9 protein-coding genes, 2 tRNA genes and 3 rRNA genes are annotated in these 16,137 nt (G+C 45.3%); all 14 read right to left on the bottom strand.

Going from position 1 to position 16,137, the window contains the following annotated elements:
* Nucleotides 1-11 precede the first annotated feature (11 nt).
* The 14 genes from HMPREF1532_RS14875 to HMPREF1532_RS14815 all read right to left on the bottom strand — a co-directional run bounded on the left by HMPREF1532_RS14875 (nt 12) and on the right by HMPREF1532_RS14815 (nt 15,056).
* Nucleotides 12-1,673, bottom strand: coding sequence for a glycosyltransferase (locus tag HMPREF1532_RS14875; RefSeq protein WP_005931186.1), 1,662 nt, complete (start codon nt 1,671-1,673; stop codon nt 12-14).
* 251 nt (nt 1,674-1,924) lie between these two features.
* A complete protein-coding gene (locus HMPREF1532_RS14870; protein ID WP_002562679.1) occupies nt 1,925-2,386 on the bottom strand; it encodes a V-type ATP synthase subunit K in 462 nt (153 codons plus the stop codon).
* A 44-nt stretch (nt 2,387-2,430) separates the two neighbouring features.
* Nucleotides 2,431-4,248 carry a V-type ATP synthase subunit I gene (locus HMPREF1532_RS14865; protein ID WP_005931182.1) on the bottom strand — a complete coding sequence of 606 codons (1,818 nt, stop codon included), beginning with the start codon at nt 4,246-4,248 and terminating at the stop codon, nt 2,431-2,433.
* Nucleotides 4,245-4,850: a V-type ATP synthase subunit D gene (locus HMPREF1532_RS14860; RefSeq protein ID WP_005931179.1), complete on the bottom strand. Its 606-nt coding sequence runs from the start codon at nt 4,848-4,850 to the stop codon at nt 4,245-4,247. Before HMPREF1532_RS14860 ends, HMPREF1532_RS14865 begins: the two co-directional genes overlap by 4 nt.
* A 117-nt stretch (nt 4,851-4,967) precedes the next feature.
* A complete protein-coding gene (locus HMPREF1532_RS14855) occupies nt 4,968-6,287 on the bottom strand; it encodes a V-type ATP synthase subunit B (RefSeq protein WP_005931177.1) in 1,320 nt (439 codons plus the stop codon).
* Nucleotides 6,288-6,316: 29 nt separating this feature from the next.
* On the bottom strand, nt 6,317-8,074 hold the full coding sequence (locus HMPREF1532_RS14850; RefSeq protein WP_005931174.1) for a V-type ATP synthase subunit A: 1,758 nt from the start codon (nt 8,072-8,074) through the stop codon (nt 6,317-6,319).
* A gap of 20 nt (nt 8,075-8,094) precedes the next feature.
* Nucleotides 8,095-8,934: a DUF2764 domain-containing protein gene (locus HMPREF1532_RS14845; RefSeq protein WP_005931171.1), complete on the bottom strand. Its 840-nt coding sequence runs from the start codon at nt 8,932-8,934 to the stop codon at nt 8,095-8,097.
* A gap of 11 nt (nt 8,935-8,945) precedes the next feature.
* Nucleotides 8,946-9,536: a V-type ATP synthase subunit E family protein gene (locus HMPREF1532_RS14840; RefSeq protein WP_005931169.1), complete on the bottom strand. Its 591-nt coding sequence runs from the start codon at nt 9,534-9,536 to the stop codon at nt 8,946-8,948.
* 158 nt (nt 9,537-9,694) lie between these two features.
* Nucleotides 9,695-9,877: a hypothetical protein gene (locus HMPREF1532_RS21645; RefSeq protein WP_148359709.1), complete on the bottom strand. Its 183-nt coding sequence runs from the start codon at nt 9,875-9,877 to the stop codon at nt 9,695-9,697.
* A 3-nt stretch (nt 9,878-9,880) separates the two neighbouring features.
* A 5S ribosomal RNA gene (gene rrf, locus HMPREF1532_RS14835) occupies nt 9,881-9,991 on the bottom strand.
* An 82-nt stretch (nt 9,992-10,073) separates the two neighbouring features.
* A 23S ribosomal RNA gene (locus tag HMPREF1532_RS14830) occupies nt 10,074-12,958 on the bottom strand.
* A 192-nt stretch (nt 12,959-13,150) separates the two neighbouring features.
* Nucleotides 13,151-13,224: transfer RNA gene (locus HMPREF1532_RS14825), tRNA-Ala, on the bottom strand.
* Between the two features lie 82 nt (nt 13,225-13,306).
* A tRNA-Ile gene (locus HMPREF1532_RS14820) sits at nt 13,307-13,380 on the bottom strand.
* A 153-nt stretch (nt 13,381-13,533) separates the two neighbouring features.
* Nucleotides 13,534-15,056 (bottom strand): 16S ribosomal RNA (locus HMPREF1532_RS14815).
* Together the 16S, 23S and 5S rRNA genes with 2 tRNA genes alongside form the textbook arrangement of a ribosomal RNA operon.
* Between the last annotated feature and the right edge of the window lie 1,081 nt (nt 15,057-16,137).

Below are 16,137 nucleotides of genomic sequence, written 5' to 3'. Positions count from 1 at the left end.
TGATAAATAATTTAATTCAGCTGACGTTTCATTGCATTGCGTAAAGCAATATCATAAGCCTCATAATAATATTTAATAAAGTATTTCCACAACGCCTTCTCTGCGATTTCGGCGGCATGTTTGCGGATTTCCTTCACTTCATTTTCTGTTTTTGCGGAGAATAGCGAGACTGTATCTTTGATACCATCGGCCACCTCGGAATAATTATAATCCGAACGGTGCAACACTTCCACCCCGCCATCAATACCATTCTGTTTTTTCAGGCTCTTCACCCAAAGACCGAAACCGGCAAGATCAGTAGTAATGGTAGGCACACGGAAAGCCACACTCTCCAAAGGCGTATATCCCCAAGGTTCATAATAAGACGGATAAACGCTAAGATCCTGTCCCAACAACAGATCATAATAATCCTTATTCAAGATTCCATCCCTGCCATTCAGATAACAAGGCACAAAAATCACTTTCACTTTATCTTCGGGATGATTGCTCATTCCAAGATATTTCAACATATCAAGCACCTGGTCATGCGTCATATTATGCAACCAATGCGTGATAAAAGGCACTTCCAACGGAGTATCGAACTTGTCTTTACTTTTCAGACGCGCCTGCAAATCTTCACGGGGATCGCCCACCCAGCCGGGAACATTGACAAAAGCCAATACGTCTCTCTTCAAGTTCTTATCCCGGCACAAACGGTTCAATGATTCCAGAAACACATCGATACCTTTGTTCTTAAATTCATAACGTCCACTGGTTCCGATAATTAACGTATCATCACCCAAATTTGTTCCCAATAATTTATTGGCAACATTCAGCATAACCGAACGGGCACGTTTACGTTTGCCGGTGAAAGTACTTCCTTTAGGAACGAAATCGTCCTCAAAACCATTCATCAATACCACATCGGCCGCTTTATCAAGCAACTCTTTACATTCGTTATTGGTTATTTCACTTACCGTCGTAAAACAGTCCACATAATGAGCTGTCTGCTTTTCGATGGAATGTTTGGACTGCATATTCAGCTCTCCGGCCATCTGATCACCGTTATAAGCAAACAGGTAATCATACAGAGGTTTGTTGTTTCCCGCAATGGAACGTCCGATAGACGTAGCATGGGTCGTAAAGATCGTCGCAATTTCCGGTACAGCCGTTTGCAGATAAAGCGCTCCTAATCCGGTCATCCATTCATGTGCCTGATAAACAGCTTTATCGTTCTCCGTCAGATTGTAGCGATAAAAACTTTCCACTACTTTACCGGCAGCATACGAAAACATCGATGCTTCATCATAGTCGCCATAAGCATGCAGCGAATCTACCTGAAAACGATTCCACATCTCTGTATATATTTCATTCTTTTCTGCAAAGAACGACTGAAATTCTACTAATATCACAATGGGATTGCCCGGAATATTCCAACGTCCTACACGGACGGAAAGATTATCTTTTTCACAGGCATGTTCTTTCCATGCCGCACAAAGATTGTCGGACTCTATAAACAAAGGATTATCCTTACCTTGCCACACGTCCGGACCAATAAAGAACAATTTATCACGAAAAGCGGTCTGTAATGTGTTTGCCCTTGTGGACAGAACAGTGTAGATTCCTCCTACCTTATTACACACCTCCCAACTGGCTTCGAAGATATAATCGGGGGTTAATAAATCTTTTACCATATAATTGTTTAGAACTCTTTTTTATTAAGCGACTGCAAAAATACGCATTATTTATTGAAAAATAATGGTTTATGCAGAAAATATGAATTGACAGGAAGCCACAAACGTTTGCAATCCCCCTTCAGCAGGGCGTTTCATTCTATTCTTTGAATGGACATGCATCAAAAAAAAAATGATCATATGCTCTCGATAAAAAAGACTCCTGCAATACGATATTACAGGAGTCTTTCATATTTTTTTATATATCCGGCTTATGCCAAAGCACTACCAATCAAGAAAGTAGCAGCCAAAGCTACGATTGCATAAAGTTCCGGGAATACAGCAAGGATCAGTGTATTACTGAACACGTTGTGACCTTGACCGATAGCAGCGATACCATTGGCACAAACCTGTCCCTGGCGGATCGCTGAGAACAAAGCAACCAATCCCAAAGCAATACCTGCACCCAATACGGCAGAAGCCTGAATAGCTGTGATCTGAGGAGTCAGGATACCGAAAATCGTTTGGAACATAAAGTAGCCGGCGAAACCATACAAACCCTGTGTACCCGGAAGGGCTGTCAATACAAGGAAGTTACCAAATGCGCTATCATTCTTTTTCAATGCGCCGATGGCAGCGTTACCTGCAATCGTTACCCCGTATGCACTACCGATACCCGACAAACCAACCATTACCGCGATGCCAATGTAGGCAATAAACAAATTCATTTCCATAATTTTATTCTGTTTTTATTGTTTAATTTTAAATCTTTGTTTCTTTATTTCTTAAAAGGTTTATACTCTTTACCACCGCCTTCATATCCGGAATTCTTGAAGAATTCCACAAATGTCAGACGCATGGGGTGAACCATCGCACCGAGTACATTCATAAATATATTGATGGCATGGCCGATCACAAAGATCAGTACCATCACAATCGGTCCTAAAACAGCATTATCAGGACTCATTCCGGTTGCGAGACTATTGAATACTCCTGCCAAAATACCTCCTGAAAGCCCGAGAGCGAACAGACGGACATACGAAAGCACATCACCCAGCAAACCGGTAACCATGTTGTAGGAATCCCACAAACCGAGTCCGATATTCAGGAACACATTCTTTCCGGGAGTATTGAAAAGGAATATCATCACACCGGCAATACCGAGTATTACCAAATGCACCGTACCGCCCATCGGTAATATTTCCGGAAGCAAAGCCGAAACACCCATAGACAATAACAGGATAATCCATCCGATCGTTGCAACGGCATATTTAAAGCCAAACTGTATCGTTTGGTTCACCGCTTTCAGCACCATACCGAACATGATCTGTATCACTCCCAATATTAACGAGAGCTGGAACATATCGTTATTATCCATGAAGACCGCATGTTTCAACCTCTGTACAATCGGCCAATCCAGATCGTAGATATTTGCTCCGAAAAAAGTTCCCGTCAACAATCCGCAAAAGAAAGTAGAAGCAGCCAGTACCTGGATCAGCGAAATGATCGACTTGGTAGAAGCAGTCAACTTCTTAGCCATCAGACGATATGCCGTAGCACCCGCAAAAAGAAATAATCCATACCCCGAATCGCCGAGACAAAGCCCGAAGAAAACCATAAAGAACGGAGCAAAGAACGGAGTTAAGTCCAATTCGTTATACTTCGGCAGCATATAGAGCTTGCAAATCGGTTCGAACCAGGAAAAGAATCCCTTATTATTCAATTCGATCGGCACATTATCTTCTGGCGTGGGATCGGAAAGTTCGTAATAGACATGAGACGAATCGAGGAAAGCCTCAATCTCTATCTTGTTACGGGCAGGAACCCAACCTTCAAGCAACATCAGTTTTTCACCGGCAGCCTGTTCTGTGCTCAACACTACTTTAGAAAACTCGATATTATTCTGTAAATCCCTCTCCATCTCCTTCAGGGAAGGAATATCCTTTTCGGCCAACAAAGCAAGCTTTCCTTCATTTTCAGTAATAGCCTGTTCCGTTTCGGCATAAAGCTGATTCACGCGAGTCAGTGAGTAAGCCGGCAACTTGGCCTGCTCTACATCCAGATCGACTTCTGCTCCGTCTTTCGTTACGGTTATAAAGAATACTTTTGAAGATATACGACTGATAACCATCGCATTATATTCCGTTTCCCATTCTTCTTTATAATTTCCTTCCGAACAGGTATAAAACCCTACCGTATAGCCAGCCTCATTCAACCGACGAACATTTTCCGGTTCGAAGTCGCCCCATGCAGTCAAGGCATCCCGCTCTTTTGCATAACCCTGCAACTGTTGGGTCAGTTTACTCTTTTCCGTCTGCAACGCATCTATCTCATCCAGTACTTGTGCACCCCGTTGAGGAGTCCCCCCCTCTTTGGCAACTGCCGTATTCTTATCGAGCTTCACATTCTGGAGCAACTTTATGGCAGCCGCCAGACGCGACGAAAGACGAATACTGTCCTGCAACTCGGCATTCTCAGCTATACCCTGCTGTTTTTCAACAATGTGCACCACGCCAAGCTCGCGAAGACTATTCAGAAAATCTTCGTATTCCTTATGATAAGCCAGGAACGTGAGTTTCTTCATTTTTGTAATCATGCCTCTATCTCCTTCCTTTTTTCCTGCTGGGATTTCAGAATCTTCTGCGACGACTTGGATAAGTTTTCCTCATCCTCCATGAAACGTTTGATCTTTCGCAGTGCATCCTGATACCCCGGTATCTGTACCTTCTCAAAAAGGTTCACTTTCTGAGTGGTCTTTTTTCTTGCATGTTCCAACAAGTTCAGTTTGGCGAGTATAAACTCTCTTTCGATAGCCGTTTGTGCAAGCTGCTTCAACAGATGCAGTCCGTCGGCATACCACTTGGGAGCGTTAAACATACTGTACGGCCGTATCTCAAAATCTACATTTTCGAGTAACGGCACCCGTACACCGGCAATCTTTTTCACGCCAAGATGAACATCATTTACCTTTATCAATGAGGCGTCAAACTCATTCCAAAGTGCGAACATGGCTTCATAAGCCTGGATTTGTTTCTCCAGCCTTTCTTCCAGATCGGCCGCTTCCGTCTTGCAGCGCTTCACCTCCATGCGCAGGGCACTCTCCTTGTTCTTAATAATAGGCAGAGTACGTACCCGCACTTTCAGTTGTTTCTCCAATAGCTGAAGGGACGTCTTATTATATTGAAACTTTATAGCCATCTCATTTATTTTACTGTTTTAACCATTTACCAACAGACAATCGAAACAACTCTTTTCGCTATTACAATCTACAAAAATCCAATCGCACGACTGTAAACTGCCTGATCGTAAATCCAATTATTTCGGCCAATACTGTTCTACCAGTTCTTTCTTCATATTCACCTCTTCCGGACGAAAATACTTACCGAACAATCCCCAAGCTACATCCAGCATTTCGGTAGTATCAAGATTTACATCGATAGCAAGTAACTGATTGGAGTAGTCTTTTGCAAAAGCCAAAGTACGTTCGTCATAATTAGTCAGGTCGAAACCGTTTTCCAACTTTGTCTTGGCATTGGCGGCATCGGCATACAGACGTACGGCGGCATTCATCACCTGCGGATGGTCCTTACGTGTCTTCTTACCGGTTACCAACTGTTTCAAGCGGGATAAAGAACGGAACGGATCGACAATAACCTTACCGATATCACTGTCACGACGCAGGAACAACTGGCCTTCGGTGATATATCCCGTATTATCGGGCACAGCATGCGTAATATCACCACCGGACAAAGTAGTCACGGCAATAATCGTGATAGAACCGCCGGAAGGGAACTGCACCGCCTTTTCGTAGATCTTCGCCAAGTCCGAATAAAGCGAACCGGGCATAGAATCTTTCGAAGGAATCTGGTCCATACGGTTGGACACGATTGCCAAAGCATCGGCATAAGAGGTCATATCGGTAAGCAATACCAGTACTTTCTCATTGTGCTCCACCGCAAAATATTCAGCAGCAGTCAATGCCATATCGGGAATCAACAGACGTTCCACCGGAGGATTCTCCGTCGTATTCATAAAGCTGACAATACGGTCGAGTGCACCGGCATTGGAGAATACATTCTTGAAATACAGGTAGTCGTCATTCGTCATACCCATACCACCGAGGATAATCTTATCCGTTTCGGCACGCAAGGCCACGTTTGCCATTACCTGGTTAAAAGGCTGGTCAGGGTCGGCAAAGAACGGAATCTTCTGTCCGGATACCAATGTATTGTTCAGGTCGATACCGGCAATACCCGTTGCAATAAGTTCCGACGGTTGCTTACGGCGAACCGGATTTACAGACGGACCACCGATCTCCACTTCCTGTCCTTCAATTTCCGGTCCCCCGTCGATAGGGTCGCCAAACGCATTGAAAAAACGACCGGCAAGCTGCTCGCTTACTTTGATCGTAGGCGATTTGCCCAGGAACACGACTTCCGCATTGGTCGGGATACCTTCGGTACCTTCGAACACCTGCAACGTCACTTCATCACCGGCAATTTTTACCACCTGGGCCAGTTTGCCATTCACGGTGCCCAACTCGTCATACCCCACTCCCGTCGCTTTCAGCGAACAGGTAGCTTTCGTAATCTGAGTGATCTTGGTATATATCTTTTGAAATGCTTTTGTTGCCATCTATTTACTATTTAGCTATTTACGATTTACTATTTAACACTTCTTTCATCAATCAGCTCTTTCAGCTGCTTCCGGAAGTCTTCGTACTGTTCCGACTGGAATTTGGAGTAGTTCATCTGTTTGCAGATGTTAATCATCTTCTTGAAATAATCCATTACTTCATTGAAGTTTTCAAATTCGAATTCAGTGTGGCAGATATCAATTACCATGTTCAGAATAGTTTCCTGACGTTCCATCGGAGTCACGGCATCTATCTCGTCGAAAGCATCCTGCTGAAGGATCACGAAGTCGATCAGTTCCGATTTCCAGAAAGTAACGTGATATTCTACAGGTACACCGTCGTCACCAAGAATGTTGATCTGCTCGGCAATCTCTTTACCACGCTGCAAACGGGTCTTGATTTCATTTACCTTCCCGATCCATTCACCGTTGATATGTTCGGAGATATATGCTTCAAATTCCGGATATTCGATGTATTTGGAATAAGAATCGATCGGATTCACTGCCGGATAACGTTTCTTATCGGCACGATCCTGTTCAAGTGCATAAAAACAACGGGCCACCTTCTTGGTGTTCTCGGTAACAGGCTCTTTCAAGTTACCACCGGCCGGAGACACCGTACCGATAAAAGTAATAGAACCCGATGCTCCATTATCCAGTTTCACATAACCGGCACGGCCGTAGAAATTGGAAATGATAGACGATAAGTCCATCGGGAACGCATCCGGTCCGGGCAACTCTTCCATACGGTTGGACATTTCGCGCAATGCCTGTGCCCATCGGGAAGTAGAATCGGCCATCAACAGAATCTTCAATCCCATCGCGCGATAGTACTCTGCAATGGTCATCGCTGTATATACGGATGCCTCACGGGCAGCCACCGGCATGTTCGAAGTATTTGCAATAATAATAGTACGTTCCATCAGCTTGCGTCCTGTATGCGGGTCAACCAGCTCGGGGAATTCGGTAAAGATTTCCACAACCTCATTGGCACGCTCACCACAAGCAGCGATAATCACAATATCCGCTTCCGCCTGTTTAGAGATGGCATGCTGAAGCACTGTCTTACCCGTACCGAAAGGGCCAGGGATAAAGCCCGTTCCTCCCTCTACAATCGGATTCACCGTGTCGATAACACGAACTCCGGTTTCCAGCAATTTAAAAGGACGGGGCTTTTCTTTATAATTAGTCATTGCACGCTTCACCGGCCATCTCTGAATCATATTGACTGTAATATCCTTACCTTCTTCATCGGTGAGTACGGCAATGGTATCTTCAATCTTATAATCCCCTTCGGCAGCAACAGACTTCACCGTGCAGGTTCCTTTCAGTGTAAAAGGCGCCATAATCTTCAGCGGCTGGAAATTTTCGTCTACCTGTCCCAACCATGCCGAAGCTTCCACCTTGTCGCCTACATTTACCAACGGCACGAAATGCCACTTTTTTTCTTTATCCAACGGATATGTATATTGTCCTCTCTTAAGGAAAACACCATCCATCTTGTCGAGGTCGTTTTGCAGACCGTCGTAGTTTTTCGATAACATGCCCGGACCCAGAGTCACCTCAAGCATGTGTCCTGTAAATTCGGCTTCCGCTCCCACTTTCAACCCACGGGTGCTTTCAAACACCTGGACATATACATGCGAACCTACCACCTTAATCACCTCCGCCATCAACTTATCGCCACCGGTAGAGATATAACAAATCTCATTCTGAGATACCGGTCCGTCAACGACGAGGGTCACCATATTGGCAATAACGCCACTAACAGTTCCTTTTGTTGCCATATAATTTTAGTTATTTTATTTTATCTGAATTCTGCGGGAATCTGCACTTCATCTTTCAATGCATCGATAATGCTCCGGAAGAGTTGATTTCCTTTTTCTTTATCCAACGCTATCCAACGTTCAATCATCTCGAGTTGCAGCAGGAATGCAAAAATACGCTCTACCGTAAAGTAATCGAAGAACGTCGCTTCTTCCATCCAGTTCCAACGCAATGAATCGAGTTTCTTCTCACGCTCCACCAATTCGGTTATTTCGCTGATTTTCATCAATTGTTCCAAACAATCCACTTCACCGGAAAGTCCGAAATCGCGGGCTCCGGATGTACGCAATGCTTCGCACACTTCCGTGTTGCCTACCACATTCTGAGCGATGTCCCATTTATATTTACGAGCAGAAAACGCAATCAGAATATTATTAATCGTCAGATTGAACTCAAACCAGGAAGAGACGAACTTATTTCCACATTTCATGGCATACTCATAATACAGGGCTGCCAGATGGTCTTCGTGGAGCACCGCACTTTCGGCTGGTGTATTGAAATAATCGGAAATAAAAACGGATAGGTAAGAAGGAAATTCTTTAGCGCTGACTTCACCGCCTTCTTTGATAGTAGCGATGTACTCATTCAATTCTGCTGCGGAGAAGTTTCCACGCAAATCGATAACTGCATCTTTGTCTTTCAGTAATTTCAAGACATTGGCATTATCGAATTTCAGATAGAACAGATCGATCAGCTTCTGGTCTGAAGAAGAAAGCCCAGGATAAATTTCTGTTTTAAAATCGGCTACTGTATAACTCAGTTTGCTATCCTCAAGAGTGAGTTCGGGCAAACCGGCTACCAAGTAATAGTATTTACTCATAATGGTTCTCTTTAGAATAGCATTTCTACCAACTGAGGACGCAGGAACTCTTTGAAGTAGTTCATAAATTCTTCTTCCCCGAAGTTCACTTTATACGAACCGTCTGCCGGAGAAACGGAGAACAGCGTTTTGATACCATTCACCTGTTCTATCTTTACACCTTTATCTAACAGGGCTTTCGCATTGGCAGCAAAGTATTTTTTCAAAGACTCTGCATCCGCAGTCGAAATAACAATCGGTTCGTCTACGCTCCATTTGGTAGCCAACGCTACAATAAAAGCATTCAAGAAGTCCTTATTCTGCGCAAATTCCTTCACGGGAGCCGTCACAATCTTGTCGGTCACCATGGTAGCAATCTCCGATTTCAAAGCATTGACAGCTTGACCGGCAAATAATTTTAACTCCGATTTAGTATTCTCTGCCATTTCGTCGGCAGACTTACGAGAGGTGGCGATAATCGATTCCGCTTCTTTATGAGCATCTTCGACGATCTTTTTCGCTTCTTCCTGAGCATTTGCGATAAGACGTTGGGCTTCTGCGTTACCTTTTTCTACGCCTTCACGATAAATCTTATCGGTCAACTCTTGAATTTTGTTTTCCATATTCACGGACTATTTAGAAGTTTATATTATAATATCTATTGCTTCAATTAGATTTTTGCCAAAAGTACGAAAATCAATCTTATAAAAAAAGGGAAAACAAGAAGAAAACTGTTCAATAAGAGCAAAAGAATAGTCAAAAAGAAAGGAAAAGGGAGAATTTAAAAAAGGGAGATGTGAGAATTGAGATGTGAGAAGCAGGCTGCGCTGTCACGCTGCATAGCACTTCTCCCCTCTCCATTCTCCCATCTCCCCTCTTTCTTCTCCCCCCCAATTCCTTCCAATACCCCTAAACACAGAAATCCCCTTGCCCCCGTATTCCGGGTTGCAAGGGGATCCTTCAAAAAAAACGGCGACTACCTACTCTCCCACTGTTACGCAGTACCATCGGCGTGACCGGGCTTAACTTCTCTGTTCGGAATGGGAAGAGGTGGAACCCCGGTGCTATAGTCACCTGAATAAGGTAGACATGACGGAAAAAAGTAAATTCAAAAGCCGCAGCAGCAGCAGGCTAAACGTATATATGAAACCATCGTGACAAAAAGAAAGTCAACGGGCAATTAGTAAGGCTCGGCTTTGATATTACTACCTTTACACCTGCCTCCTATCAACGTCATCGTCTCTGACGACCCTGAGAAATCTAATCTTGTGGCTGGCTTCGTACTTAGATGCTTTCAGCACTTATCCAATCCCGACTTAGATACCCGGCAATGCACCTGGCGGCACAACCGGTAAACCAGAGGTCAGTCCAACACGGTCCTCTCGTACTAGTGTCAGAGCCACGCAAATTTCATACGCCCACGATAGATAGAGACCGAACTGTCTCACGACGTTCTGAACCCAGCTCGCGTGCCACTTTAATGGGCGAACAGCCCAACCCTTGGGACCTTCTCCAGCCCCAGGATGTGACGAGCCGACATCGAGGTGCCAAACCCCTCCGTCGATATGAGCTCTTGGGAGGGATCAGCCTGTTATCCCCGGAGTACCTTTTATCCTTTGAGCGATGTCCCTTCCATGCGGAAACACCGGATCACTATGCTCTAGTTTCCTACCTGATCGACTTGTGAGTCTCCCAGTCAAGCGCCCTTATGCCATTACACTCTGCGGACGGTTACCAATCGTCCTGAGGGCACCTTTAGAAGCCTCCGTTACACTTTTGGAGGCGACCACCCCAGTCAAACTACCCACCAAACAGTGTCCTCGTAACAACGAGTTAGAACTCAAATAATCAAAGGGCCGTATTTCAACAGCGACTCCACAGATACTGGCGTACCCGCTTCAAAGTCTCCGGCCTATCCTACACATCAATTACCCAAATTCAATGTTAAGCTATAGTAAAGGTTCACGGGGTCTTTTCGTCCCATCGCGGGTAATCGGCATCTTCACCGATACTACAATTTCACTGAGCTCACGGTTGAGACAGTGTCCAGATCATTACACCATTCGTGCAGGTCGGAACTTACCCGACAAGGAATTTCGCTACCTTAGGACCGTTATAGTTACGGCCGCCGTTTACTGGGGCTTCAATTCAATGCTTCTCTTGCGATGACATCTCCTCTTAACCTTCCAGCACCGGGCAGGTGTCAGGCTGTATACGTGATCTTTCAATTTTGCACAGCCCTGTGTTTTTGTTAAACAGTTGCCTGGACCTATTCTCTGCGCCCTACCTCTCAGCAGGGACCCTTTATCCCGAAGTTACAGGGTCAATTTGCCTAGTTCCTTAACCGTGAATCACTCAAGCGCCTTAGTATATTCAACCCGACTACGTGTGTCCGTTTACGGTACGGGTACCTCAAGGATTAAGTTTAGCGGATTTTCTTGGGAGTATGCTTACACGCACTATTGGATTGTTCAGAAGAACGCTCCATACTATCAGGTTCGACTCTTGCGGTGGATTTGCCTGCCGCAATCAACATCTACACCCTTCAACGGACTATTCCGTCAGTCCGCGGCGCTGTCACGACTCCGTCTCCACGTCACTCCTTAAGGTAGTACAGGAATATTAACCTGTTCTGCCATCGGCATCACCGTTCGGCTGAGCCTTAGGACCCGACTAACCCTGATCCGATTAGCGTTGATCAGGAAACCTTAGTCTTTCGGCGAGGGGGTTTCCCACCCCCTTTATCGTTACTTATACCTACATTTGCTTTTCCACACGCTCCAGCAAAGCTCGCGCTTCACCTTCGACGCCGAGTGGAATGCTCCCCTACCGATACTTACGTATCCCATAGCTTCGGTAAAATGCTTGATGCCCGATTATTATCCACGCCAAACTCCTCGACTAGTGAGCTGTTACGCACTCTTTAAATGAATGGCTGCTTCCAAGCCAACATCCTAGCTGTCTTAGCAATCTGACTTCGTTAGTTCAACTTAGCATTTATTTGGGGACCTTAGCTGATGGTCTGGATTCTTCTCCTTTCGGACATGGACCTTAGCACCCATGCCCTCACTCCTGTGATAGGACTAATGCGCATTCGGAGTTTATCAAGACTTGATAGGCGGCGAAGCCCTCGCATCTTATCAGTCGCTCTACCTCACATTAGTAACTCACAAGGCTGCACCTAAATGCATTTCGGGGAGTACGAGCTATCTCCAAGTTTGATTAGCCTTTCACCCCCACCCTCAGGTCATCCGGAAGCTTTTCAACGCTTATCGGTTCGGTCCTCCAGTTAGTGTTACCTAACCTTCAACCTGCCCAAGGGTAGATCACTTGGTTTCGCGTCTACTCCTACTGACTATACGCCCTGTTCAGACTCGCTTTCGCTTCGGATACACATCTCAAGATGCTTAACCTTGCCAGTAAAAGTAACTCGTAGGTTCATTATGCAAAAGGCACGCCGTCACTGTTTAAAACAGCTCCGACCGCTTGTAGGCGCACGGTTTCAGGGACTATTTCACTCTTCTATTCGAAGTGCTTTTCACCTTTCCTTCACAGTACTGGTTCGCTATCGGTCTCTCGGGAGTATTTAGCCTTACCGGATGGTCCCGGCTGGGTCACGCAGAATTCCTCGTGCTCCGCGCTACTCAGGATACCACTACGCTTCGTCTGACTTCGTGTACCGGACTATCACCGTCTATGGTCGAACTTTCCAGATCGTTCTACTCGTCAGATGTCGTGCGACATCGTGGTCCTACAACCCCATGGATGCCGTGACATCCATGGTTTGGGCTAATCCCCGTTCGCTCGCCACTACTAGGGGAATCATTGTTTATTTTCTTTTCCTGCAGGTACTAAGATGTTTCAGTTCCCTGCGTTAGCCTCTATCATTGGATAGATAACCGGTCTTCAACCGGTTGGGTTGTCCCATTCGGAAATCCGCGGATCAAAGGTTATTTGCACCTACCCGCAGCTTATCGCAGCTTATCACGTCCTTCATCGCCTCCGAGAGCCAAGGCATCCGCCATGCGCCCTTTCTTACTTTCTTTATATCACCGGATCGATTTGAAATCAATAATTAAGAATTTAAAAATTAATAATCAGGAATCCAAAATCGAAACACTACGGTTTGATATATACTTTTAGCTCTTTACTAAAATTTACTTTTTGTACATCATGTCAAAGATCGTTTGCCCTAAACTGTCAGTCGTCCTTTGACAACCGGCAATCCGAAGCGGAGTGGAGAATAACGGATTCGAACCGTTGACCCTCTGCGTGCAAGGCAGATGCTCTAGCCAGCTGAGCTAATCCCCCTTCGTACAAGTTGAAAGTTGGAAGTTGAGAGTTGAAAGTGTAATTTCAGGCTCGCAATCCACCAGGCGTCGACTTGCGGAAGTAGTCCCAGGCAGAGTTGAACTGCCGACCTCTACATTATCAGTGTAGCGCTCTAACCAACTGAGCTATAGGACTAGTTCAACCTCGCCATGCGGCTCGGCTTCTTCTTTCTCTTGTTTATCTCTATCTATAATATAATATAGACGGTCGATCTATATGCTATAAATAAACAAGTACCAGTAGTACATTCAGAACCGGAAATGGACGCCCTTTACGGCATCGCTCCAGAAAGGAGGTGTTCCAGCCGCACCTTCCGGTACGGCTACCTTGTTACGACTTAGCCCCAGTCACCAGTTTTACCCTAGGACGCTCCTTGCGGTTACGTACTTCAGGTACCCCCGGCTCCCATGGCTTGACGGGCGGTGTGTACAAGGCCCGGGAACGTATTCACCGCGCCGTGGCTGATGCGCGATTACTAGCGAATCCAGCTTCACGAAGTCGGGTTGCAGACTTCGATCCGAACTGAGAGGGGCTTTAGGGATTGGCATCACATCGCTGTGTAGCGGCCTTCTGTACCCCCCATTGTAACACGTGTGTAGCCCCGGACGTAAGGGCCGTGCTGATTTGACGTCATCCCCACCTTCCTCACATCTTACGACGGCAGTCTCTCCAGAGTCCTCAGCATAACCTGTTAGTAACTGAAGATAAGGGTTGCGCTCGTTATGGCACTTAAGCCGACACCTCACGGCACGAGCTGACGACAACCATGCAGCACCTTCACAAATGCCTTGCGGCTATGCCGTTTCCGGCATATTCATTTGCAATTTAAGCCCGGGTAAGGTTCCTCGCGTATCATCGAATTAAACCACATGTTCCTCCGCTTGTGCGGGCCCCCGTCAATTCCTTTGAGTTTCACCGTTGCCGGCGTACTCCCCAGGTGGAATACTTAATGCTTTCGCTTGGCCGCTTACTGTATATCGCAAACAGCGAGTATTCATCGTTTACTGTGTGGACTACCAGGGTATCTAATCCTGTTTGATACCCACACTTTCGAGCATCAGTGTCAGTTGCAGTCCAGTGAGCTGCCTTCGCAATCGGAGTTCTTCGTGATATCTAAGCATTTCACCGCTACACCACGAATTCCGCCCACCTCTACTGTACTCAAGACACGCAGTATCAACTGCAATTTTACGGTTGAGCCGCAAACTTTCACAACTGACTTACATGTCCACCTACGCTCCCTTTAAACCCAATAAATCCGGATAACGCTCGGATCCTCCGTATTACCGCGGCTGCTGGCACGGAGTTAGCCGATCCTTATTCATATGGTACATACAAAATGCCACACGTGGCACCCTTTATTCCCATATAAAAGAAGTTTACAACCCATAGGGCGGTCATCCTTCACGCTACTTGGCTGGTTCAGGCTCTCGCCCATTGACCAATATTCCTCACTGCTGCCTCCCGTAGGAGTTTGGACCGTGTCTCAGTTCCAATGTGGGGGACCTTCCTCTCAGAACCCCTATCCATCGAAGGTTTGGTGGGCCGTTACCCCGCCAACTGCCTAATGGAACGCATCCCCATCCTCTACCGAAATTCTTTAATAACAAAACCAGGAGGTCATGTTATACCATCGGGTATTAATCTTTCTTTCGAAAGGCTATCCCCGAGTAAAGGGCAGGTTGGATACGTGTTACTCACCCGTGCGCCGGTCGCCAGCGGTGTATTGCTACACCCTGATGCCCCTCGACTTGCATGTGTTAAGCCTGTAGCTAGCGTTCATCCTGAGCCAGGATCAAACTCTTCATTGTAAAAGTATTGTGACTGCACGAATCAATCATTAATGAATCAACAATTAAAACGCGGCAGTATATTGCTCTGTTCAGGATACCGTAAATCTATTGACGTCATTCTAATACCTATACTATAAGTATTGACGGTTCTAAATTTTAATCTGTCATAACTTAATAAGACAGAATCGTACTACTTGTATTGTTTATCAATATTTCAAAGAACTATGGTTGCTTTGTTTTCAAAAGCGGGTGCAAAGGTAAGGGGTTTATTTTAAACTGCCAAATATTTCGGAAGTTTTTTTTCGGGTTGCGGATTTTCTACTCTAAGACTCTCTTGCGAAAGGGAAAGAAAGAACCGACACACCAAACCGACCTTTTTTTTTGCGAACCGGACTGCAAAGATAACGAATTTATTGTTTTACTTCCAAAACTTTCAGGGAGTTTTTTTGTTTAAACCGTTAACTTGGAGAATGCGCTTTCAATATGTCAAAGAAACAGGCTCAGGCTCTTCAGCTAAGCGGATGCAAAAGTAGGCCTTTTTACGATACAAGCAAAAGATTTCAATGTTTATTTTTGAATAAAATGAAAATAAATATGTAAGGGGCTGATTATGAAACATGTTGTAGAACATAAAAACAGAGAAAGGGAAAGGAAGGGAAAAAGGGCTACACATTATAATATATATACGCGCGTGAAAAGGGAAAAATGAAGGAAAAAAGGGGACGATGAAGAAAGAAACGGATTGAAAGGAAGGGAAGGTTTGTGGAAAAGAATCCGTTGCCGCATGGAGAAGCATTTATCATTACACAAGGAGAAAGGGAAAGGAAGGGAGGAAAGAGGGGGATGTAACGGATTAGAAACAAGGGAAGGAAGACTCTACGGGAAAAGGACGGAAACCCGTAGAGGAAGGAAGGGAGACTCGTAGAGGAACGGGGAGATTCTCTACGGGAAAAAAGAAGAAAAGGCAAGAGGTTGGTAAACAGCACATTAAGAAAGAAGACGGATGTATCTATTTTTCAATAGAGAAAAGGAGCCTTTCAGGATGGAGAAAGGAAGAAGCCTTGTGACAAATATTGACAGGAAGGGGAAATGAAGGCCG

The sequence above is a fragment of the Bacteroides salyersiae WAL 10018 = DSM 18765 = JCM 12988 genome (assembly GCF_000381365.1).
Taxonomy (GTDB): Bacteria; Bacteroidota; Bacteroidia; order Bacteroidales; family Bacteroidaceae; genus Bacteroides; species Bacteroides salyersiae.
The sequence above is the reverse complement of the archived record's forward strand: the minus strand, read 5'-3'. Positions and strand labels throughout refer to the sequence as shown.